Raw genomic sequence first — 22,722 nt, 5'->3', positions numbered from 1 at the left:
AGAACCTCAACAATTTGACATTTAACATGAAAATACGGACAGGATTCGGATTTGATGTACACAGATTAGTAGAAAACCGGGAACTTTGGCTGGGAGGAATACGTATAGAACATCCTATGGGGCTACTGGGGCATTCCGACGCCGACGTTCTCATTCATGCGCTATGCGATGCTCTATTAGGTGCAGCCAATCTGCGTGACATCGGTTACCACTTTCCCGATACAGCCGGCAAATACAAAAACATCGACAGTAAGATTCTACTGACCCGGACAATGGAGCTTCTTCGGAACAAGGGATATGAATTGTGCAATGCCGACATGACCATCTGTGCCGAACGTCCGAAACTCAATCCTCATATTCCTCTCATGCAGGAAACCCTGGCCCAAGTAATGAATGTAGATATCGATACTCTTTCTATAAAAGCTACAACAACCGAAAAATTAGGCTTCACAGGAAGAGAAGAAGGTATTTCTGCATATGCAGTCGTTCTAATTACACAACAATAGATACCTGCCCCCTATTCATTTTCGGACAAAACTCACACGCCATAAATTCCCAAGGCAACTGCTCGTCATTAAATTTATATACACAAGCACTCATGTCAATATCAGCAATATGTTGATATCTATATATTTTTCACCTTTTCAAAACAAACAATTGTTGTTGATAACACAAAAATAAAGTTTATAATAGATTATAATACAATAATTTAATGAGATATAAACAAGTGTTGACAAATATACATCATCAGCTATTTTTGCACATATCATACTTGTTTCCCGGCTGGTCCGGTTGTTAATATCCAAGTTATCAACAGGCATAACTTGCTTCCAAGTCAAAGTTATCAACAAAAAAGGGGTAAATTATAAACATCGACTGTTTATATCTGAATTCAATTTTTTACGTATATTGCTAATAATCAGAAGCATAACATTATCAACACCGGTTAATAAAAATTATAGACGATAATACGACAAATGATTTAACATAGTTAACACTGCAAGGAGATATTTATTAAAAATTTAATACGGAAATTTTTCTGTAATTAGAATAAATTGTACATTTGCGATGTAAAAAAAAATTCAAATACAGAATTTAAACATACAAATAAAAAACATTTATTATGTCAAAAGTAACTGTCGTAGGCGCAGGTAACGTAGGTGCTACATGTGCGAATGTATTAGCTTTTAAAGAAGTTGCCGATGAAATTGTTTTGCTGGATATAAAACAAGGTGTATCGGAAGGTAAAGCACTCGATATGATGCAAACCGCAACATTATTAGGATTTGATTCTAAAGTAATCGGTGTTACGAACGATTACGCAAAAACCGAAGGTTCTGATGTTGTAGTCATTACTTCAGGCATCCCCCGCAAACCGGGAATGACTCGTGAAGAATTGATTGGTGTCAATGCCGGTATTGTAAAATCCGTAGCAGAAAATGTATTGGCACACTCACCCAACGCCGTTATTATCTGCGTCAGCAACCCGATGGATACAATGACATATTTGATTAAGAAAGCAACAAATCTTCCTAAAAATCGTATTATCGGTATGGGTGGAGCCTTGGATAGCTCTCGTTTCAAATGCTACTTGAGCCAAGCTCTCAATGCAAACCCCAATGAGGTAGAAGGTGTCGTTATCGGTGGACACGGTGATACTACCATGATTCCGTTGACACGCTTGGCTACTTACAAAGGAGTACCGGTATCTCAATTCCTGGATGCTGATACATTGGCCAAAGTCGCTGCTGACACCATGGTAGGTGGAGCAACCTTGACCGGATTACTCGGCACATCAGCATGGTATGCTCCGGGCGCTGCAGCAGCATTTGTAGTGGAATCGATTATCCACGACCAGAAAAAACTCGTTCCTTGTAGTGTATATCTGGAAGGCGAATATGGAGAATCAGACATTTGTATCGGTGTTCCGGTTATCTTAGGCCGCAACGGTTGGGAAAAAGTGGTTGACTTCAAACTCAACGCAGAGGAAAAAGCAGCCTTCGAAAAGAGTGCAGCAGCAGTACACAAAACAAACAGTGTTTTGAAAGAAATAAACGCACTTTAATATCGGACAACCTGTCATTATAAAAGCCCTTGGTTTTACAAAACCGAGGGCTTTACTTTTTTACTCCCATGAATAAACCGGACAAAAAAACGAGGGTAACAAACTAACTACCCTCGTCTAAATATTACAGACTATAACAATACTTATCGTCTTGCATTTACCATAACTTTCTTACCGTTTACAATATAAATACCTTGTGGCAAATCATTAGTGGCCGAAGCAGCTTCAACTTGACGACGTACCAATATTCCCCCAAGTGTATATACATCTACTTTTCCATTGTCTGAAACCTTCACATCTTCAATAGACGAAAATTCACTGCCGAATTGCACTTTTATTACTTGACTAAGAGCCACCATATTTATATCAATATTACAATATAGTTTATCACCCTTAAACTTCCCGGTCATATCGATGGGAACCGGTCCTAAATTCGGGCCCATCCAACTCTCTTCCGGGTCATCACCCTTCTGAATCGTTACACTTTCATTGAAGGTCAATGTCGTAAATCCTTGTGCATCAGTCTCACCCTTAACACCTTCCAAAATAATGCTACCCACCGGCAATTCTATTTCGCCCATAGACAATTTAAAATTTTTCAGAGAGAAAGTATATTCCCCATTTCCTGTTTCGGTTACAGTTACCGTAGTAGACTGAGCAGGGGTACTATCCTCATTTACTTTAACCACCAAATCATCGGTAAATACATAAAATGGATTTCCAAACTGCACCTTTATTACTTGGCCAAGGGTTTCCATATTTATATCAATATCGCAGTATAGTTTATCATCCTTAAACTTTCCTGCCATTTTGATGGGAACCTCTCCTAAGCCCGGTCCCATCCAACTCTCGTCTGAGTCATCACCCTTCTGAATCGTTACACTTTCATCGAAGGTCAATCCTGTGACACCCTGTGCATAGGTTTCTCCCTTAACACCTTCCAAAATAATACTACCCACCGGTAATACTATTTCGCCCATAGATAGTTTAAAGTTTTTCAGGGAAAAAGTATATTCCCCATTTCCTGTTTCGGTTACAGTTACCGTAGTAGACTGAGCAGGGGTGCTATCCTCATTTACTTTAACTACCAAGTCATCGGTAAATACATGTTCTTGCGCATCAACGAACATCGTCATCAATGCAGCACATATCAAAAGTAAACATTTCTTCATAATCAATTCGTTTTAATTATTAATCTGATACTGATATTCTCTTTTTTATAAAAAAATATAAGGCAAAGTAATTGCATTCAAAAATCGTGTACAAGGTCTATTTTTAAGATTATATGTTCTAATATTAATATTATAACCTAAAATAAAGCTCTATTGCTCAAAATTTAAATAAAAATATTCTTAAAAATATACGAATTTATCACATAGGATCGACATCATAATACAAAATAACAGACTTAAACCTGTCGTCCTTAAGCATCTCATCCTGCACCTGATGCAACAAATCCTTTACTTTAGGCATAGAAGCCCTGTTTTCTATTTTCAATATTATCTTCCGTATATAGAGAGTTTGTATACGAGCAACAGGAGGATTGTCCGGTCCCAAAATACGCTTTCCGAATACCTGCTTCAGACAGGCAGCGTAAGTACGGGAAAGTGAATTGAGCAATTGTTCATCCCGGTGTTTCAAATAGATATAAATCAGCCTGAAAAAGGGTGGATAAGAAAATTGTTCCCGTTCAGCAATCTGAGTACGATACATCCCCTGATAATCATGATGTATAATCTGATGGATCAATGGGTATTCGGGATGGGCTGTCTGCAATACGACCGTCCCTTTATGATTCTTTCGGCCTGCCCGTCCCGCAACTTGGGCCATCAGCTGAAAAGCCCGCTCATGAGCACGGAAGTCTGGAAAATTCATCATTGTATCTGCACTCAATATTCCTACAACACTGACATTATCAAAATCGAGGCCTTTAGTCACCATTTGAGTACCGATAAGTATCTGCGACTTTCTTTGCTGAAAATCTTCTATAATCTGCTCATAAGCTTTCCGTGTTCGGGTTGTATCCAAATCCATCCGGGCAATCTTATATTCAGGAAAACACTGTTCTGCATCCTCTTCGATACGTTCGGTACCAAACCCCCTTATCTCTATCGAAGTATGCCCACATGCCGGACACTGCCGAGGTATTTCATAAGTATAACCACAATAATGGCAAACCAACTGATTATATCGTTTATGATAGGTAAGACTCACATCACAATGTTTGCATTTGGGAACCCAAGCACAAAGTTTACATTCTACCATCGGAGCAAATCCCCGCCTGTTTTGAAACAAGATAACCTGCTCTCCCCGTTTTAATGCTTCAGAAGACAGTTTCAATAACAAAGGAGAGAAATTTCCCGGCATTTGACGTTGCCGACGGAGCTCTTGCGTATTGGCAATACGTATCTCCGGTAATTCCATGCCTTCATACCTGGAATTCATCTCTACCAGTCCAAACTTACCTTGCAAAGCATTATAATAACTTTCGATAGAAGGAGTTGCTGTACCCAACAAAACCTTTGCCCCATGCATGGATGCCAGTATAATAGCAGCATTACGGGCATGATAACGAGGTGCCGGGTCTTGCTGCTTATAGGTATTCTCATGCTCTTCATCGACTATTACCAAACCTAAGTCTTTGAATGGTAAAAAAATAGAAGAGCGTACCCCCAATATAATTTTTATTCCTTTATCCAGCAATAAGCTATTCCAGACTTCGACTCGCTCATTATCCGAAAACTTGGAATGGTAAATAGCCAACGATTTGCCAAATACTTTTTGCAAACGTCCTGTAAGCTGAGTAGTCAATGCAATTTCCGGTACCAAATACAAAACTTGGCGGTTTTGCTTCAACACTTCTTGGATGAGATGTATATACACCTCCGTTTTCCCACTGGATGTAACGCCATGTAATAATGTCACATCTTTGTTATGAAAGGTCGAAATAATATCTTCTAACGCTTTCTTTTGGAATTCATTTAGATGATGAGCTTCTTCTGCCGAATCCATCGAAACAATACGGCTGATTTCTTTAGTGTAGGATACCAAAATGCCTTTCGCCAGTAATCCGTTCAACACCACAGATGTAACATCGGCACGTTTCAACAATTCCTTTTTCGATACTTCCCTTAACTCTCCCCGCTGCATAAAACCTGACATATCGATATATGCCATCAGCAGCTTCAATTGTTTTTTTACCGACGACAGTTGCTCGAATATTCCCCGAAGTTCATCTCTTCGTTCCTTTCCAAAAGACATCTTGATATAAACCTCGGTTTTAGGACGATACTTCGTCTTTACCTGTTCCGAAACAAAAACCGCCTCTTTATCGAGGAGAGTACGTACTATCGGCAATATGTTACGTAACCCACTCTCTTTTTCAAGGTCTTGAACCGAAATTTTTTCATGCCGGCTCAACGTATCCAGCAATGCAGCTTCTCTATCTTTCAGACGATTATCCTCATCTTCTTCATAATCAGGATTAGGAGAAATCAGCGTTTCGCTTTCCAGTTTCAACCCCGAGGGCAAAGCCGCTTTATATACATCCCCTACCGAACACAGATAATACTCTGCAATCCACTCCCAAAATTTCAACTGAGGCCGTCTCAATATCGGGCTCTCATCCAATAATGTCAATATATCCTTCGTCTCATAATCTGCGGGAGCATACGGATGTATATGCACAACAATAGCCGTATAATACTTTTTCCTTCCAAAAGGGACGATGACCCGGCAACCGGGATGCATATCGGACTGTAACTCTTCAGGAATACGATAAGTATAATACTTGCTCAACGGCAAGGGCAATATAACATCTGCAAACTGAAACATAGATAGAATTTAATCACTCAATATAACATAGAACTGCCCAGAAACAAAGCTTTAAAATCCCACATATATAGCCATTCTATATTTTCCAGATACAAATATAAAAAAATAAACGAAGCAATTTACATAGTCGGAAAATTGCTTCGTTCGGTTTATTGCCTAAATATACTTCTTCAGAACAAATATGCCGCTGTAATCGTCCAATAACGATTCTTGCCATTCAGAGTTTCATCCAGTGTCTTTACTTTTAACGTTTTGTTCAATCCCCAACCATATTGGGCGGAAATCTGCACTTTGCCCAATAATTCCAGTCCGGCACCGACATTTATCGAAGTATCAAAATTGCGTTCCTTAAACCCCTCCGATATCTTGTCACCCACCAAAAAGGCAAAGCTCGGCCCCGCAAAAATATACGGTTTGACAAGAGGTAAACCCAATTTATATTTCAAGTTAACGGGTATTTCGATATAATCGAGTTTCGTTGTTGATTTATTACTTCCAATCACATTTCCGGCAGCATCAACTATATCACTAAATTTCAATTCAGACCCTCTTCGGGTATACATCACTGCCCCATCAAGGCCGAAGCCCAACCCGGGAATAATAAATTCGGCCATTACACCTCCGGTAAATCCGGCTACATTAGAGCTCTTTACTTCTTTATTGAATTTCAAACTCGACATATTGGCTCCTGCACGGATACCCAATTTGAACTGTGCTTCAGCAGGCATAATCACGATTAACGCCAAAAACAAAGAAAGAAAAAAAACTTTTTTCATCATACATAATGTTTAAATTCCTACTTGCATTAGATAATTTACAGAAAAAAGTCAAAGTCTGTTTAAATTTTGCTCGAGTCAGTTTTATGAATCTTTGCTTATCAGAAAATTTAAATCAGTTTTTACATTTTCTGTAAATTTTTGTTCCAAATATACAAAAAAAGCAGGACCATCATCCTGCTTATAAAATAAATATCAGATTTTTTTACATTATCATATCAAAACAGATATGCTGCTGTAATAGTCCAGAAACGATTTTTAGCATTTATAGTAGTCGCATCATCACTAAATCGAAGAGTCTTATTCAACCCCCACCCGTACTGTACCGACACCTGCACTTTATTCAATAACTCCAAGCCTGCTCCCAGATTTATCGATGTATCGAATTTTTGCTTTTTAAATTCTTCTGAAATATTGTTCCCCACCAAAAAAGCAAAACTTGGCCCGATAAACAAATAAGGCTTCACAATAGGCAAAGTAAACTTATACTTCAGATTCAATGGAATTTCGATATAATCGAGCTTCTGAGTTTTCGAATTTCCCAGTCCTACCACATTTCCCGCAATTTCCGTCACATCTTTGAACTTCAATTTCGAGCCATGACGACTGTACATCAATGCTCCATCAACACCTACGCCCAAACCCGGAATCATAAACTCGGCCATCACACCTCCGGTAAATCCGGCCACATTCGATGATTTCATAATATCTTTACTGAAAGACAAGTCTGAAACATTGACCCCTGCCCGAATTCCAAACCTTAGCTGAGCCTCAGCCGTAGATATTGTCAAGAGTCCCACTACACACAATAAACCTGTTATCAATCTTTTCATTACATACTTTTTTAAACGATGTCTATATTCCTTATTATTGTAAAACAAACAAACAGGCCAAATAATCAATGAAAAATCAAAAATATTCTGAATAAAGCTAAAGTTCTGCTTCAGAAGTAATCCATTCGACATCTGTTTTTCCTATTTCACAAAAAAAGAGTATCTTCGTTTTATCAAAATCAGAATGATATGGAAAATGAAAATACAACAATAGAAGAAAAGATTGTAAAAATGTTACGAACTGTATATGACCCGGAAATTCCAGTCAATGTATACGACCTGGGGCTTATATACAATGTCGAAGTAGATGACGAGAAAAATGTAAAAATAGAAATGACCTTGACTGCCCCCAACTGCCCGGCTGCAGACTTCATCGTGGAAGATGTCCGTATGAAAATAGAGAGTATAGAAGATGTAAAAAGTGTGGATATACAACTGGTTTTCGAGCCCGAATGGGACAAAGACATGATGAGTGAAGAAGCCAAACTGGAACTTGGTTTTTTATAAAACACATAACCTTCTATCAATGAAGCAAATATATTTCATATCTGATTTGCATTTAGGTGCTCGCACATTAGATAACCCGAGAGAAACCGAGCGGAGAGTCGTCCGGTGGCTTGACAGTGTAAAGGACAATGCTAAAGCCATATACCTAATGGGTGATATCCTGGACTACTGGTACGAATACAAAACTGTAGTTCCCCGTGGATATGTCCGCTTCTTCGGAAAGATAGCAGAACTAACGGATATGGGAATAGAAATTCATTGGTTTATCGGGAATCACGATATTTGGATATTCGATTATATCCCTTCAGAGTTAGGAGTTATTGTACATACAAAACCTGAAATAAAAAATATCGAAGGGAAAAGTTTTTTTCTGGCCCATGGAGATGGATTAGGAAAAACACCTTTCTCATTCCGATTGATACGTAGTATATTTCATAATCGTTTTTGCCAAATTCTTTACAGTGCCATCCACCCCAGATGGACTGTCGCATTTGCCCACAAATGGTCGTCACACAGCAGGCTAAACGCTAAAGAAACTACCTATAAAGGAGAAAGTGAAGAATATCTGGTAAATTTTGCAAAAGACTTTCTATCCAAAGAACACATCGATTATTTCATTTTCGGTCACAGGCATATTATGCTCGACCTGATGTTAAAAAGAGACAGTCGTATCCTGATTCTCGGAGACTGGATAACACTCTTCTCCTATGCCACTTTTGACGGAGAAAACATCAAGCTGGAACAATTTGAAACCGAATAATCGGAACCTGTCTTTTCGCTCAGAATTACTGAAACTCTTCCCGAAAAATTCAGTATATTTTTTATCTGATTTTATTTCTCTTTCAACATAACTTTTTTACCTTTGCCCCGATTCATTAAAAAATACAAAATGGACGATTATCATTCGCGTTATTATTAATTTAAGGCAGAATTTTTCACATTACGAATTCTGCCTGTAAAACATGGAGGATTGTAATATGAAAAATTACATCATGGGAACAAACGGACTTATATTTGTAAAAGAACGGATACCCAATTGCTGGATTAATATAGAAGAACCGACTTCGGCCGAAATCCAATATCTGACACAGGAGCTAAAGGTCCCTCTCTCTTTTTTAAAGGATATAGAAGATGTCGACGAACGTCCACGCATCGAAAATGAAGATGATTGGCAGATTATCATTATACGCATACCGGTACGTAGCAACGATGAGAAGCTTCCGTTTATTACCGTGCCATTAGGCATCATCCTGAAAGGCGATATTATAGTCACCGTTTGCTATTACAAATCCGAGATGTTATCTGATTTTATCTCTTACAGTAATCGCAAAAATATAGGATTCAGCGGGAAATATGACCTTCTTCTCAAGCTCTTGCTTTCCTCTTCCGTATGGTACCTGAAATATCTCAAACAAATAAATATATGCATCAAGTCCTGCGAAAAAGAACTTGAAAAATCGGTACGGAACCAAGAACTCCAAGCGTTGCTACAAATAGAAAAGTGTTTTGTATTTTTCATCACCTCTCTCAAAGGTAATTCCATATTGTTGTCCCGCATCAAAGGTAAGCCGGGAATAGATTCTGATTTATTAGAAGATGTAGAAATTGAGATGAAACAGGCTCTCGAAACGACCAACGTATATAGCGATATACTTTCCGGAATGATGGATGCTTATGCCTCTGTAATAGGGAACAATATGAATAATATAATGAAACAGCTTACACTTATATCTATTATCCTAATGATTCCTACATTGATTGCAAGTTTTTATGGGATGAATGTCCCCAACGCTTTACAAGATAATCCGTTCGGGCTGACGATAATCGTCATTACATCTCTACTTATTTCCTCATGCGGAGTACTGCTATGCCGATACAGAAAATGGCTGTGAAATATAAACAAAAAAGGCCGGATTCCTAAAAGAAAAACCGGTCTTTTTTCATACGTAGTTTTTATAATTAACGGTTTAAGAGAATCTCCTGTGTGTCGGATGCTATCATATATTCTTCATCAGTAGGAATAACAACAACTTTCACTTTTGAGTCGGCAGAACTTATTACTGCTTCAGTTCCTCTTACAGTTTTATTGACCTCCGCATCGATCTTCACTCCCATAAATTCAAGACCTTGGCAGGCAACTTCACGGGTCAGAGTCTGGTTCTCACCCACTCCTCCGGTAAATACTATAATATCGACCCCACCTAAAGCTGCTGCATATGCTCCGATATATTTACGAATACGATAGTCATACATAGACAAAGCCAGACGTGCCCGTTCATTTCCCGCAGCAATGGCCGATTCTATTTCTCTCATATCCGAAGATACTCCCGATACACCAAGAACTCCACATTTTTTATTTACAAATGTCGATAATCCTGCTGCATCTAAATGTTCCTTTTCCATTATAAAAGAAAGGGCTCCGGCATCTATATCGCCCGAACGAGTTCCCATTAATAAGCCCTCAACAGGAGTCAATCCCATTGACGTATCTATCGACTTACCATCTTTAATCGCTGTAATAGAACCACCATTTCCCACATGGCAAGTTATAATACGCTGTGACTCATACGATACCCCCAAAAATTCACAAGCACGACGCGACACATAGCGATGGCTGGTACCATGGAATCCATAACGGCGTATTGCATACTTTTCATACATTTCATACGGGATACCATACATATAAGCGTGTTTAGGCATAGTCTGGTGAAAAGCCGTATCAAATACGGCAACTTGCGGTACATTCGGCAAAATAGCCTCTACTGCGTCTATACCCTTCAAGTTGGCCGGATTATGTAACGGAGCAATATCGATACATTCGACAATCTTATCTTTTACCTCCTTGGTTATCAATACCGACTGGTTGAATTTCTCTCCTCCATGCACGACGCGATGGCCGACAGCATCGATTTCTTCCAAAGATTTTATGCAGCCATACTTTTCACTGGTCAATGTATTCAATATGAAATCTATGCCAACGGTATGTTCTGGAATATCTTTTTCCAGAATCACTTTCTCCCCATCAGGTAAAGTAAGCTTTAAGAAAGCCCCTTTCAAACCGATTTTTTCAACTCCACCCTGAGCTAAAACAGCCTTCGTATCGGTATCAAATAATTTATATTTAATGGACGATGAACCGCAGTTCAATACTAAAACTTTCATGTCTTATCTTTTTATTATTTAAAATGCAATTCACTATTTACTTTTAATTCCGATAGCTTGGTTGGCGGTAATAGCAATCATCTTATATATATCATCCACAGAACATCCTCGCGAAAGGTCATTTACCGGAGCAGCAATACCCTGCAAAATAGGGCCAATGGCTTCTGCTCCACCTAAACGTTGAACAAGTTTGTACGAGATATTACCAGTCTCAAGAGACGGGAACACCAATACATTGGCATGGCCGGCAATAGAACTTCCCGGAGCTTTGCTCTCTCCCACCGAAGGAACAATAGCAGCATCAGCCTGCAACTCTCCCTCGATTTGCAAAGAAGGATCCATTTCTTTAGCAATGCGGGTTGCTTCTACTACTTTATCTACCATTTCATGTTTTGCACTACCTTTAGTCGAGAAACTCAACATTGCAATACGAGGTTCAAAACCTGCAATCGTACGAGTAGTATGGCCGGTAGAAACAGCAATTTGAGCCAATTCTTCCGCATTCGGATTCGGAAGCACTGCACAATCAGCAAATACCATGATACCGTTCTCTCCATATTCCTTATTAGGGACAAACATCAAGAATGCTCCTGAAACAACACTCACACCCGGAGCGGTCTTCACAATCTGGAATGCAGCACGCAACACATTGCCCGTCGTATTCATTGCTCCGGCTACTTCGCCATCCGCATCTCCACTCTTAATCATTAAACACGCCAAGAATAAAGGATCCTCAACTGTTTTTGCAGCCTGCTCCACAGTCATACCTTTTTTCTTACGCAATTCGAACAACAAATTTGCGTACTCTTCCTTTTTCTCGTGGTTTTTCGGGTCCACAATTACAGCCTTGCCAATATTATTCAAGCCATTTTTTTCAGCCAAAGCCATAATCTCGGCACGGTTACCAATCAATATCACATCAGCTACAGCATCTGCAATAACACGATCTGCAGCCTTTAATGTACGTTCCTCCGTTCCTTCCGGGAGGACAATGCGCTGCCTGTCTGCTTTTGCACGCGCAATAATCTGATTTATCAAATCCATAACTAAGGAAATATTTTGTTACACTTTACAAACTCTCCGATTCGCGGTACAAAAATACAAATAAATGCAATATAGAGATAGCAATTTTTAATAAAAATTCCAATCTCTGGTTATCAAAATCAACAAAAAGACTTTCGACACATTATAAGTTTTACATTTATCGGTAAAAAGCCCACCTAAAGTCTTTTCTTCCTTAAAATAAGCAATTATTATCTATTCTTAATTATTATATTTGTATTTTATGATAAGACAATAAGTATGAATATACAGAGCCTCAAACATACCTTTATAATATACATTATTTTGTCTTTTATTTTTACTCACGCTTATGCAAGAGAAAAAATAAAATTCAGACACGTATCTATTTATGGAAATAACCATCCTGTATCATTCCTTCAGACTGATTCTATTATAAAACTCAGGATAATGCCTCCTCACCTGCAAAGTATCATTTGTAAAATACAAAAACAAAAAAATATTATCGAATGCCCCAGAACTCTGTTCTATACCGATTATATTTACTTTTCTGATCCGGACATGAACGCTATTGCATTCAATTTATACATGACCTATTTATTTCTTGACAGAAACGACCGGACACATGCACTTGCTTTGTGCAATAAAATAGAAAACGATTTAGACTCTATTTCTGAAAAATTCCCCCGAGTGAAGTCTTTCTTAAAAGAATGGCTCAACTTATTATATGCAAATATTTATATCGGAAACAAACAAAACCATATCGCAAGACTTTATTTGAAAAGGTTTGACACACATAACAATCCAGCCTTGGATATACCCAAATTGGAAACCTTTGCCCGCTATTATTTTTCATCGGACAAATACGACAAGGCTTTAGCCGTAACAGACTCAATAATACAAAAAAGTCAAAAGTCTTCGATATATATACCCGCTCTTTATTATAAAGCTTCTATATTCGAAAAATGGGAAAACTACGAAAAAGCAAATGAAATATATAAGGAAATCAATCTGACGAAAGATTCTATCCTGAATGAACTAATATCCGAATATTCTATCCTCAAATTCAGAAAATATAATAAAAGCAAACATTTCCATGAAATTTCCGGAGCAACAATAAGCTCTATTTTTCTAATTATCACTTTGATATGTATAGGATTTTTTAATCGTTCTTGGATAGATACATTTTTACATAAACTCATTTCCCAAATACCGAAACGAGTTTCTACCTCCAACAGTAATATACAAAAGGAAAATACAACAAATCATGAAGAAATTCTCTTCAATCAGATACAAGATATCATGAAAAGAAAAAAATTGTTCAAGATACCTTCTTATTCTCTTGAAGAACTGAGCATGGAGCTTTGTACCAACCGTTCCTACATTTCCAAAAGTATAAACAAATATGGACAAATGAATTTTAACCAATGGCTCAATAGCTTACGAATAGACTATATCCTCTCACGATTACCGTCCGACTGCACTTTAGCCAACTTGAAAGAAATTGCCTTTGAGTCCGGGTTCGCTTCTATGGCCACATTTAACAGAGCTTTTTTAGCCGTTACTGGAGTATCTCCAAATCAATATTTAGAACAAAAAAAGGTCAATTTAGAAGAATCCAAATCGTAAAAATGCAAAAATCAAATCGTAAAAACAACATATATCATTGTTTATAAATTATTTATATAACAAATCGGCATTTTGCAATTTTCGCTTGTTTTGTAATTTTAGAATTATATCTACCAAAGAATCTCTTATTTTTGTTATTGGAAAATAAAAGGAGTTACCGCTCCTTATTTTAAAACACAACAAAAATCACATTGCTATGAATGAATTAGTTGAAAAAATCAACCTTCTGTGGGACTCATTTTCTAAAGACGCAGATGCATTAGTTACAAAAGGTAACAAATCTGCAGGCCAAAGAGCTCGTAAAACATCATTAGAGCTTGCAGCTTTATTAAAAGAGTTCCGTGCTCAATCTATCGCAGAATCAAAAAAATAAATTTCTGCGAAAAAGGAAGAACGCTACTCTTCCGGGATTTAGAAAAGTATTTGCTTATAGGTTAAAAAAAGTAGCGATAAAACGCCAAAACCAAGGATATCATCACATTATGAACTGAGGTTTTTTGCGTTTTATTTTTTATACGGAATTTGATATAAATCACGTAAAATAAGCTCTGAGGCTCCGGCATTATTCTTGATATAATCACCGGCAATAGTTCCTCTTGTTTTCAAATATTCAGAATCGGTGAGCAAACGCGATACTATGGGGACGAACTCTCTCTTATTCTTTACCGTAAACGCACCGCCACAAGCTATTAATTCTTTCGCTTCCTTAAATTTTTTAAAATTCGGGCCGAATATCACAGGTAAACTATAAACCGCAGCTTCCGGTACATTATGTATACCGGCTCCAAACCCACCGCCGACATAAGCTATATCTCCATATCGATAAATAGATGATAACAGCCCAAAACAATCGATAATAAGACAATCCGCTTTTTTTACAGATTCCTCATTAGCTTGAGTATAAAACACATAAGGGCGTTTCAGTAAAGAAGTTAAATGCCTAAAGTGTTCCTCATTGATTTCATGTGGAGCTATTATCAATTTAAGCTCCGGAGTATTATTAAAAAACTCGATAAATACATCTTCATCTTTGGGCCAAGAACTGCCAGCAATCATCGTAATATACCCTTGAGAAAAAGTTTCTACCAAAGGCAATTTCTTAGCATGAGCCTGAATCTCCAGTACCCTGTCGAAACGCGTATCGCCAACTACCGTAACATGCTCAACACCGATACCGGACAATAAAAGGCGGGAAGGCTCATCCTGAACATATAGATGAGTAAAATTTTTTAAAATCTTCCTGAAATAGCCGCCATAAGGTCTAAAGAATATCTGTTTGGACCTAAATATAGCCGACACAATATATGTCGGAATATGACGAGATGCCAATTCGTTCAAATAATTGGCCCAAAACTCATATTTAATAAAAATAGCTTGCGAAGGCTTCACTATGTCTAAAAAACGACGAACATTCCCCGGCAAATCAAAGGGCAAATAGCAAATCAGATCGGCATTTGAATAGTTCTTACGAACTTCATATCCTGAAGGAGAGAAAAAAGTAACTAATACTTTTTTCTCCGGCATCGCAGCTTTTATAGACTCGATAATAGGACGTCCCTGCTCAAACTCACCCAAAGATGAAGCATGTATCCATATATAGCCTCCTTGAGGATCGGCATTTTCACTTAAATAACGAAATATTTCTTTATGTCCTTGTATCATCTTTTTTGCCTTCTTATTCTTTAATGAAGCTAATGACACCAATTGCTTATAAACAAATATTCCGAAATTATATCCTACTTTCATGTTCATTACAGGTTTAAGTCTCCAAACAGTGGCTTACAATATATCTTTTAATTTTATACTTTTATTTACCGGATTTTTCCGATTCTTCCACCTCTCACTATCTAAATAAAACCGAACGCTTAATTGTTGCTGATAGCTTATTTTTCCCGGTGTAAAATGAAGATTGAATGACGCTTTACAATTGACAAAACTATTGTGAAATATATAAGCATAAATATCGGTACGATTATAAAAATCTGATTGGAAGAAAGGATCTCCTTGGTTCAATTGACTTCCGAACTGCTCATAAAACGGCATTTGACTTTCCCCCGTATACAACGTATTATGCAAACCGAGCCATCGCCACTCGCCCTGTATGTCACAAAGAAATCCTTGAGGACGATGCCACACCCCAAGACCTCGATGGCGCTCCATGCTCAACAAATAACCACATTTTACAGACAATATCGACAAAGGAGTATATCTCGCAAAGTCTACACCGATATATGGATTTACAATCATATCATCCATCACTGACTGATCATCTCCTGCAGCGATTGTTCGGGCCAGATGATTCATCATTATATGTCCACCCAAGAAAAACACCCCTGGCTGCCATTTACCACTCGCCACAATATTAAATGCTTCTCTTCTCTTTTTTGTCTGCATCTGACGCCAATCAATATACATCTCTATATATCCCCTACTGCCCGAATACTGAAACAAAGCACCGGTAATATTCGGATTATAATAAGTCAAAGAATCATATTGCATATACGAAGGCAACGGCTCTATCAATTGAGTACGGGGGAAAAGGCCAAAAGACATTTGAAAACGAGGCATTACACACCGATAATAAACAGTAGGATCGACTCTGCCTTCTTCTGCTTTCCCTCCAATAGGCTGTATCCAACTTACCCCTGCCATAAGGCGATGTGAGGCTTGCTTGGGACCCGACACAGCAACTCCTATTTCCGGAGACAGCCGAGTTGCAAATAAAGTTTGGGATTTCTGTTTATCGTATTTATATTCCCGATTATCGAAAAATCCATAAAAATCGACATCCCATAAAAAAGACTGTGCCGATACTTTTGTGACCAAAAACATCAGCACAAATAGCATTATATATAAACGATGTATCATCCAAGTATTTTTATTGCCTTGTATAGGCGACGCAATGTTTCTTCTTTTCCAAGCACGGCAGTAAGGTCAAACATCTGAGGGCCTTTTGACTCCCCGACCAAAGCCAACCGAAAAGCATTCATTATATTACCCAAATGATACCCTTTATCTGCAATCCATTCCTTAACCGTACTCTCTGTAGCCTCTACGTCATCAAAATTATCTATCGATTCGAGAATCCCGGCCAGTTCTGTCAGTAATTGGGCACTATCTTCTTTCCAGCGTTTTTTCACTGTTTTTTCATCGTACACTTCAGGCGCAACAAAAAAGAAACTGCTCTGGTCCCATAATTCCTTCACAAAACTTACTCTCGATTTCATTACAGCAACTACCCGAACTACTTTTTCCTGTTCTGCACTTATTCCTCTTGCCGCCAATTCCGGCATAAAAAGAGCAGCTAACTCTTCATTACTCTTTTCTTGAATATATTTGTGATTGAACCATTTTCCTTTTTCGTAGTCAAACTTTGCCCCACTACGGCTACACCGCTCCAACGAGAACAGTTTTATAAGCTCATCCATAGAAAGAATTTCTTGGTCATTCCCCGGATTCCACCCTAACAAAGCCAAGAAATTCACCACTGACTCCGGCAAATAACCGGACTCTCTATAGCCTGAAGATATATCGCCTGTCTTCGGGTCTTTCCATTCCAACGGGAATACCGGGAATCCAAGTCGATCACCATCTCTTTTACTCAACTTTCCATTGCCATCGGGTTTCAATAATAGAGGCAAGTGCGCAAAGAATGGCATTGTATCTTGCCAACCCAACGCTCTATATAACAAAACATGGAGTGGTGCCGAAGGAAGCCACTCTTCCCCTCTTATGACATGGGATACCTCCATCAAATGATCATCTACAATATTCGCCAAATGATAAGTTGGTAAATTATCCGATGATTTATAAAGAACCTTATCATCAAGAATCGATGAATTGATAATAACTTCTCCTCGAATCAAATCATTTACTTTTACATCTTCACCCGGCTCTATCTTTATTCGAACAACATATTGTTCTCCGTCAGAAATTAACTTCTCCACCTCTTTTTCAGACATAGTAAGAGAATTTCTCATTTGCATACGGGTAGAAGCGTCATATTGAAAATTAGGAATTTCTTTTCGCTTCTCTTCCAATTCTGCCGGAGTATCAAATGCAATATATGCCTTGCCATCATTCAGCAGCTGGTCTACATATCGCTTATATATATGCTTCCGTTCCGATTGTCGATAAGGACCGTAATCACCGCCATAGCTGACCCCTTCATCGAAATGTATGCCAAGCCACTCTAACGATTCTATGATATACGCTTCTGCACCGGGAACAAATCGATGTGAATCAGTATCTTCAATACGTAAAATCATATCTCCGTCATGCTGACGGGCAAACAAATAATTATACAACGCAGTTCTTACTCCACCAATATGAAGCGGACCCGTAGGACTCGGAGCAAAACGTACTCTCACTTTTCTTTCTGACATAATCTGCTTTCTTTGAAAATCAGGACAAAATTAACTTTTTTTTTTGATTTACTATCACTGCAAGGTAAAAAGAGTCTCTTTGGATGAAAGATACAAAAACTCTAATCTCCAAGCTCCTCCAATATCTTCTTGACCTCTTTATCCGTCTCAAAAAGTTTTTCTTTACAAAAACGTAACAAAGTCAATGAACGTGTAGTATAACTTTTCAACTCATCGATTTCACACTCATTATTTTGAAGTTTAGAAACAATGGCTTCTAATTCAGCTATTGCCTCTGCATAGGTTTGTTTTTTCTTTTCTGCCATAATTATATCATTTTATTACTTTTGATTTTACTTTTCCATCAGCAAAGTATGTACACAGCTCATCGCCTGAAGTAACTTCTTGAGTCGATTTAACAATTTTTCCATTTTTCAAAGTCAACGTATACCCTTTTTCCAACAATCTTTCCGGAGAAACCAGTTCGACAGTTTTTTCAATCATACTCAACTTGTTCTGCTCATCTTTCACATACCTCGGCAATTGCATTTTCAACGAAATGGTCAACCGCTCCAATTGAGCAAATTTTCCGGTTAAAATCCTTTCCGAAAGCAACGGAAACTGAGCTGCCAAAGATTGAAGATAACGACTGCCATTTTCTATACACTTACCTGNGCCAATATCCTCTCCGCCAGCAAAGGAAGCCATCGAGCCATATTCTGAATATTATGTTTTTCATTGTCCATTTTTTGCCCAGCAAATAAAACAATCGAATCACGAAGTTTCTGCCTATGCACATCGGCCATTTCCATCCTATCAATCAACCATTCAGCCGCAGCAGTAGGCGTCTTTACTCTGACATTTGCAACACTGTCTATCACCGTATCATCCCGGTCATGACCGATACCGGTAATAACAGGTAACGGAAACTGGGTTATATGTAAAGCCAAGTTATAACTGTCAAAACAACTCAAATCCGAAGTAGCTCCCCCCCCCCTAATAATGACTACCCCGTCAAAACAATCGGCACATTCATAAATTCTTTCCAATGCAGCAATAACAGATTCTTCTGCCTGCTCTCCCTGCATAATGGCATGAAACAAGGAGGTATAAAAGCAATAACCGTTCCGATTGTGATGTAACTGGTTCATAAAGTCTCCATAACCGGCAGCAGTAGGAGAAGATATGATGGCAATACGCTGAGGTAGCATGTCCCATTCCAATTCTTTATTCATATCCAGCACGCCTTCATCCTCGAGTTGTCGTAATATCTCGGCCCGGCGACGAGCCATATCACCCAACGTATAAGACGGGTCGATATCATGCACAGTAAGGCTATATCCGTATAACTCATGAAAGTCCATGCTGACTTCAACTAAAATTTTTATTCCGGAGGAAAAAGCCTGTCCTGTCTCTCCCTCAAAATAGGGTTTTAACAATCGATAAGTAGTAGACCAAATCATCCCCTTAGCTTTAGCTATTATCTGTCCGGAAGACGATTTCTCGACAAACTCCAAATAACAATGCCCGGATGACAAATTCTCTCTAACCTCACTCAATTCGGCCCGTACCCAATAACGGTCGGGAAAACTCTTATTTACAACATGTCGTAATAAGTTATTCAGTTCATATAAAGACAATTCATTCTGAGGCATATATCATTTCTTTATCATTTTTTGTATTTTCCTAAAGTTATCACCCATTACCAAAATAAAATATAATCCCGAAGGCAATGATTGCAATGGAATTACTTGCTCTCCACTCTCATGGAAATAGCGATGCAATTGCTCTCCATAAGCAGAATATATATCAATCGTGTAAGGATGAGACGAATACGGTAAATCTCTTAACAATAATATCTCCTCCGGAGCCGAAACTACACAAATTTTTTCCCCCGGATGTTCCTGAGACAATAAGGCAGACTCCCGAGCATACACTTCATAAAAACGAGGCAGACCATATCCCAGCAAAGTATCCGGTCGGTTATATAAGGTGGAACTCTTTCGTATCCGTTCAACAATTTCTTTGTTAGACAGATGCGGTAACGCTTGTCTCAAACAAGCGGTCAATCCTGCCACAACCGGAGCAGAAAATGATGTCCCGTCTGCTTTCACAACTTCACCACCCACTCCCAAAAGCGCCGTTTGTGTCCCTAATGCCACAATATCCGGTTTTACCGTATCATTTTTCGTATAGCCATGACCGGTAAAATCACTGGAAACATCTTCTCCATCTATAGCGCCTACGGCCAATACGCCATACACATCAGAAGGAAATATTATTTTACGCCATGGACGTCTTCCCTCATTACCGGCACTATTAACGACAATCATCCCTTTCTCTACTGCCTTTTTAGCAGCTTTAGAAATAAACGCCGACTCTCCGTTAAAATCTTTATAAGAATGATTCAGCAACGGATCGTCAAATTCAAAATACCCTAACGAACTATTAATGACATCGACACCCACGCTATCAGCAAACTCCGCAGCAGCAGCCCAATAATCTTCTTCGACAGGATACTCCGAATTACTATCCTCAGACCTTAAAAGCCAATAATCAGCCTCCGGTGCCGTACCGCAAAAAACATTCTCAATCTCTCCAAGCATAGCCGACAAAACCAAAGCTCCATGATTATGTACACTGTATATATCAGAATTCGATTCCACAAAATCACGAGTTCCCAAAATCCTGCTTTTATCAATTCCCGGATTTCTATCGACATTCAAAAATCCCGCATCTATTACGGCTATCGTAATACCTTTACCTCTAAAACCTGCAGAATGCAATCTATCTCCTTCAAGATGAGATATTTGCCACAAAGCTGCTCCGTATGGAGACGACATGCCTTTCTCTTTTTTGATTGGAACCGTCGTATCAACAAAAAAATCTCCTCCTACAGCCGTATTTTCCCATACCAGTTCAATTTCACGAACAAAAGGGAATTCCCGCAGAGCATCCAACCGGCTACTGTCCGATACTGAAACAACTACAGTATTCAGCCACTTCGACCGTGTAATCACAGGGAATCCTGCCATTTTCAGCTGTTCCACATACCGGCGGCTGACAGGCAAATCTGTCGAATCGATAGGAATACCATACCTCGCTCTTCTTGCTAAAGCCTTAGATGAAAGAATTCTTTCCGGCTTTTCCAAAGAAAAAGCCGTATCTTTCTTATCAGTAAGCCAAACCCTGAACTTATACTGCTCCTGACCGTAACCAAAAACCAGACAAAACAGAAGACCTATGATACATATATACCTCATCGACCTATATATACTTTTTCAAATACCGCTGGTCATCAATTATACTTCCACCCAATACCCTGTCTCCTCTATAAAACACGGCCGATTGCCCGGGGGTCACTGCCGAAGCTTCATCACAAAAACGGACAATAGCCCGTCCTTCTCCGACAGAACGCAAAGTTGCAGGAAGAGCAGCACTGCGGTAACGGATACGTACTGATATTTCTTCTTCCGGAGACAGCGGAATCGGAAGAAGAACATCCCTAACCAACATCTCTTTCGCCAACAGCTCACTCTTATCCCCCAAGCGAATTGTATTCTTCCGCGCATTTATTTTAATAACATATGCCGGATGTCCCAAAGCTATTTCCAAACCCTTTCTCTGGCCGACAGTATAAAAAGGAAAACCTTTATGACGACCTATTTTTCGACCCTCCTTATCGACAAAAAAACCTCCATTGACTTTTTCCGGCAATTCCGGAACCTCCTGTTTCAAAAATTCCCTATAATCATCTTCTATGAAGCAAACCTCCATACTTTCTTTTTTTTCGACTTTCTCTTTGAAACCTTTCGACAATACATATTTTTTTATGTCTTCTTTCTTCATTTCTCCTAAAGGAAACAACGTACGAGACAATTCTTTCTGTCCCAATCTCCACAGAAAATAAGACTGATCTTTCAACGGGTCGATACCTTTTAATAGATAAAACATATCGTTCTCCTTCCCAATACGGGCGTAATGACCCGTTGCAACCCATTTACACCCATAACGATCGGCCGCTTCAAGAAGATACCTCCATTTAAAATATAAATTGCACATAACACAAGGATTGGGAGTACGCCCCTGCATATATTCTTCGATAAAATCCTGAATGACAGTCTGTCTAAAATCCGATCTGACATCCATTGAATGATGTTCTATTCCCAATTTTTCGGCCAAAGTCCGCGCCTCTAAAACATGGACAGGCTCCATTTGTCCCGAGTGTGGAAAATGCTTGGGTAAATCCCACATGCGTAGTGTGACCCCCACAACATCATATCCTTGCTCCTGCAGCAACATGCACACTGCCGAGCTATCGACACCTCCGCTCATTCCCACTAAAACTCTCTTATCCAGACCTTTACTCTCATTCATTGTTTCGCCTTTGTATAATCCATTACCTTCCATACAAATGTAAGAACTTTATTCTAATCGACGAAATTTCAAAAACAGGCCTACACTATGAAATTAATTCTTTATTTTTGATTTATCTTCAGGACTTTTTCTAAATTTATAAAAACTATTTTGAG

Annotated in this window: 19 protein-coding genes and 1 pseudogene; 7 read left to right on the top strand and 13 right to left on the bottom strand. The window is 38.7% G+C overall.

Going from position 1 to position 22,722, the window contains the following annotated elements:
- Positions 1-26: 26 nt before the first annotated feature.
- Both ispF and BN2628_RS12165 read left to right on the top strand, forming a co-directional pair.
- A complete protein-coding gene (ispF, locus tag BN2628_RS12170) occupies positions 27-506 on the top strand; it encodes a 2-C-methyl-D-erythritol 2,4-cyclodiphosphate synthase (RefSeq protein WP_044224880.1) in 480 nt (159 codons plus the stop codon).
- A gap of 617 nt (positions 507-1,123) precedes the next feature.
- Positions 1,124-2,065: a malate dehydrogenase gene (locus BN2628_RS12165; protein WP_021930800.1), complete on the top strand. Its 942-nt coding sequence runs from the start codon at positions 1,124-1,126 to the stop codon at positions 2,063-2,065.
- A 143-nt stretch (positions 2,066-2,208) separates the two neighbouring features.
- Here BN2628_RS12165 and BN2628_RS12160 read toward each other — a convergent pair whose 3' ends face one another.
- The 4 genes from BN2628_RS12160 to BN2628_RS12145 all read right to left on the bottom strand — a co-directional run bounded on the left by BN2628_RS12160 (position 2,209) and on the right by BN2628_RS12145 (position 7,508).
- The gene (locus BN2628_RS12160) at positions 2,209-3,237 is read right to left on the bottom strand and encodes a calycin-like domain-containing protein (RefSeq protein ID WP_021930801.1); all 1,029 of its coding nucleotides are present in this window, start codon (positions 3,235-3,237) and stop codon (positions 2,209-2,211) included.
- Between the two features lie 199 nt (positions 3,238-3,436).
- A complete protein-coding gene (gene priA / locus BN2628_RS12155) occupies positions 3,437-5,899 on the bottom strand; it encodes a replication restart helicase PriA (protein WP_055097467.1) in 2,463 nt (820 codons plus the stop codon).
- 170 nt (positions 5,900-6,069) lie between these two features.
- Positions 6,070-6,678: a porin family protein gene (locus tag BN2628_RS12150; protein ID WP_044224888.1), complete on the bottom strand. Its 609-nt coding sequence runs from the start codon at positions 6,676-6,678 to the stop codon at positions 6,070-6,072.
- 215 nt (positions 6,679-6,893) lie between these two features.
- Complete coding sequence (locus tag BN2628_RS12145) at positions 6,894-7,508, bottom strand: porin family protein (RefSeq protein WP_257606478.1); 615 nt, start codon at positions 7,506-7,508, stop codon at positions 6,894-6,896.
- A 189-nt stretch (positions 7,509-7,697) separates the two neighbouring features.
- Here BN2628_RS12145 and BN2628_RS12140 point away from each other — a divergent pair, with 189 nt between their 5' ends.
- The 3 genes from BN2628_RS12140 to BN2628_RS12130 all read left to right on the top strand — a co-directional run bounded on the left by BN2628_RS12140 (position 7,698) and on the right by BN2628_RS12130 (position 9,907).
- On the top strand, positions 7,698-8,015 hold the full coding sequence (locus tag BN2628_RS12140; RefSeq protein ID WP_021930804.1) for a metal-sulfur cluster assembly factor: 318 nt from the start codon (positions 7,698-7,700) through the stop codon (positions 8,013-8,015).
- Between the two features lie 19 nt (positions 8,016-8,034).
- Positions 8,035-8,775 carry a UDP-2,3-diacylglucosamine diphosphatase gene (locus BN2628_RS12135; protein ID WP_021930805.1) on the top strand — a complete coding sequence of 247 codons (741 nt, stop codon included), beginning with the start codon at positions 8,035-8,037 and terminating at the stop codon, positions 8,773-8,775.
- Between the two features lie 217 nt (positions 8,776-8,992).
- Positions 8,993-9,907 (top strand): magnesium transporter CorA family protein, encoded by a 915-nt coding sequence (locus BN2628_RS12130; protein WP_055100345.1) that lies wholly within the window; start codon positions 8,993-8,995, stop codon positions 9,905-9,907.
- A gap of 67 nt (positions 9,908-9,974) precedes the next feature.
- On the opposite strand, the gene BN2628_RS12125 is transcribed toward BN2628_RS12130, so the two are convergent.
- Both BN2628_RS12125 and pta read right to left on the bottom strand, forming a co-directional pair.
- Positions 9,975-11,177, bottom strand: a complete 1,203-nt coding sequence (locus BN2628_RS12125; protein ID WP_021930807.1) for an acetate kinase — start codon at positions 11,175-11,177, stop codon at positions 9,975-9,977.
- Between the two features lie 33 nt (positions 11,178-11,210).
- The gene (gene pta, locus BN2628_RS12120; protein WP_055097459.1) at positions 11,211-12,221 is read right to left on the bottom strand and encodes a phosphate acetyltransferase; all 1,011 of its coding nucleotides are present in this window, start codon (positions 12,219-12,221) and stop codon (positions 11,211-11,213) included.
- A gap of 258 nt (positions 12,222-12,479) precedes the next feature.
- On the opposite strand from pta, the gene BN2628_RS12115 reads away from it, so the two are divergent.
- Together BN2628_RS12115 and BN2628_RS12110 are read left to right on the top strand one after the other, a co-directional pair.
- Entirely contained in the window at positions 12,480-13,826 is a 1,347-nt protein-coding gene (locus BN2628_RS12115) for a helix-turn-helix domain-containing protein (protein ID WP_055097454.1), read from the top strand.
- 196 nt (positions 13,827-14,022) lie between these two features.
- Positions 14,023-14,199, top strand: a complete 177-nt coding sequence (locus BN2628_RS12110) for a hypothetical protein (RefSeq protein ID WP_021930810.1) — start codon at positions 14,023-14,025, stop codon at positions 14,197-14,199.
- A gap of 131 nt (positions 14,200-14,330) precedes the next feature.
- Here BN2628_RS12110 and BN2628_RS12105 read toward each other — a convergent pair whose 3' ends face one another.
- From BN2628_RS12105 to mnmA, 7 genes and pseudogenes are all read right to left on the bottom strand, one after another.
- Positions 14,331-15,572, bottom strand: coding sequence for a 3-deoxy-D-manno-octulosonic acid transferase (locus tag BN2628_RS12105; RefSeq protein WP_055100339.1), 1,242 nt, complete (start codon positions 15,570-15,572; stop codon positions 14,331-14,333).
- Positions 15,573-15,605: 33 nt separating this feature from the next.
- On the bottom strand, positions 15,606-16,694 hold the full coding sequence (locus tag BN2628_RS12100; RefSeq protein WP_021930812.1) for a hypothetical protein: 1,089 nt from the start codon (positions 16,692-16,694) through the stop codon (positions 15,606-15,608).
- Entirely contained in the window at positions 16,691-18,211 is a 1,521-nt protein-coding gene (gene gltX / locus BN2628_RS12095) for a glutamate--tRNA ligase (RefSeq protein ID WP_055097450.1), read from the bottom strand. The genes BN2628_RS12100 and gltX overlap by 4 nt, the downstream gene beginning before the upstream one ends.
- A gap of 101 nt (positions 18,212-18,312) precedes the next feature.
- Positions 18,313-18,516: an exodeoxyribonuclease VII small subunit gene (gene xseB, locus BN2628_RS12090; protein WP_055097445.1), complete on the bottom strand. Its 204-nt coding sequence runs from the start codon at positions 18,514-18,516 to the stop codon at positions 18,313-18,315.
- 7 nt (positions 18,517-18,523) lie between these two features.
- A pseudogene (gene xseA / locus BN2628_RS12085) lies at positions 18,524-19,845 on the bottom strand (exodeoxyribonuclease VII large subunit).
- 3 nt (positions 19,846-19,848) lie between these two features.
- The gene (locus BN2628_RS12080; RefSeq protein ID WP_055097442.1) at positions 19,849-21,453 is read right to left on the bottom strand and encodes a S8 family peptidase; all 1,605 of its coding nucleotides are present in this window, start codon (positions 21,451-21,453) and stop codon (positions 19,849-19,851) included.
- Between the two features lie 4 nt (positions 21,454-21,457).
- A complete protein-coding gene (gene mnmA, locus BN2628_RS12075) occupies positions 21,458-22,567 on the bottom strand; it encodes a tRNA 2-thiouridine(34) synthase MnmA (RefSeq protein WP_074024249.1) in 1,110 nt (369 codons plus the stop codon).
- Between the last annotated feature and the right edge of the window lie 155 nt (positions 22,568-22,722).

This window comes from Gabonia massiliensis (assembly GCF_001403595.1).
GTDB lineage: Bacteria > Bacteroidota > Bacteroidia > Bacteroidales > Coprobacteraceae > Coprobacter > Coprobacter secundus.
The sequence above is the reverse complement of the archived record's forward strand: the minus strand, read 5'-3'. Positions and strand labels throughout refer to the sequence as shown.

Excerpts from the sequence above, each read along its gene's own strand:
- ispF (WP_044224880.1), top strand. The coding sequence starts at position 27 with ATGAAAATACGGACAGGATTCGGATTTGATGTACACAGATTAGTAGAA.
- BN2628_RS12165 (WP_021930800.1), top strand. The coding sequence starts at position 1,124 with ATGTCAAAAGTAACTGTCGTAGGCGCAGGTAACGTAGGTGCTACATGT.
- BN2628_RS12160 (WP_021930801.1), bottom strand. The coding sequence starts at position 3,237 with ATGAAGAAATGTTTACTTTTGATATGTGCTGCATTGATGACGATGTTC.
- priA (WP_055097467.1), bottom strand. The coding sequence starts at position 5,899 with ATGTTTCAGTTTGCAGATGTTATATTGCCCTTGCCGTTGAGCAAGTAT.
- BN2628_RS12150 (WP_044224888.1), bottom strand. The coding sequence starts at position 6,678 with ATGATGAAAAAAGTTTTTTTTCTTTCTTTGTTTTTGGCGTTAATCGTG.
- BN2628_RS12145 (WP_257606478.1), bottom strand. The coding sequence starts at position 7,508 with ATGAAAAGATTGATAACAGGTTTATTGTGTGTAGTGGGACTCTTGACA.
- BN2628_RS12140 (WP_021930804.1), top strand. The coding sequence starts at position 7,698 with ATGGAAAATGAAAATACAACAATAGAAGAAAAGATTGTAAAAATGTTA.
- BN2628_RS12135 (WP_021930805.1), top strand. The coding sequence starts at position 8,035 with ATGAAGCAAATATATTTCATATCTGATTTGCATTTAGGTGCTCGCACA.
- BN2628_RS12130 (WP_055100345.1), top strand. The coding sequence starts at position 8,993 with ATGAAAAATTACATCATGGGAACAAACGGACTTATATTTGTAAAAGAA.
- BN2628_RS12125 (WP_021930807.1), bottom strand. The coding sequence starts at position 11,177 with ATGAAAGTTTTAGTATTGAACTGCGGTTCATCGTCCATTAAATATAAA.
- pta (WP_055097459.1), bottom strand. The coding sequence starts at position 12,221 with ATGGATTTGATAAATCAGATTATTGCGCGTGCAAAAGCAGACAGGCAG.
- BN2628_RS12115 (WP_055097454.1), top strand. The coding sequence starts at position 12,480 with ATGAATATACAGAGCCTCAAACATACCTTTATAATATACATTATTTTG.
- BN2628_RS12110 (WP_021930810.1), top strand. The coding sequence starts at position 14,023 with ATGAATGAATTAGTTGAAAAAATCAACCTTCTGTGGGACTCATTTTCT.
- BN2628_RS12105 (WP_055100339.1), bottom strand. The coding sequence starts at position 15,572 with ATGAAAGTAGGATATAATTTCGGAATATTTGTTTATAAGCAATTGGTG.
- BN2628_RS12100 (WP_021930812.1), bottom strand. The coding sequence starts at position 16,694 with ATGATACATCGTTTATATATAATGCTATTTGTGCTGATGTTTTTGGTC.
- gltX (WP_055097450.1), bottom strand. The coding sequence starts at position 18,211 with ATGTCAGAAAGAAAAGTGAGAGTACGTTTTGCTCCGAGTCCTACGGGT.
- xseB (WP_055097445.1), bottom strand. The coding sequence starts at position 18,516 with ATGGCAGAAAAGAAAAAACAAACCTATGCAGAGGCAATAGCTGAATTA.
- BN2628_RS12080 (WP_055097442.1), bottom strand. The coding sequence starts at position 21,453 with ATGAGGTATATATGTATCATAGGTCTTCTGTTTTGTCTGGTTTTTGGT.
- mnmA (WP_074024249.1), bottom strand. The coding sequence starts at position 22,567 with ATGAATGAGAGTAAAGGTCTGGATAAGAGAGTTTTAGTGGGAATGAGC.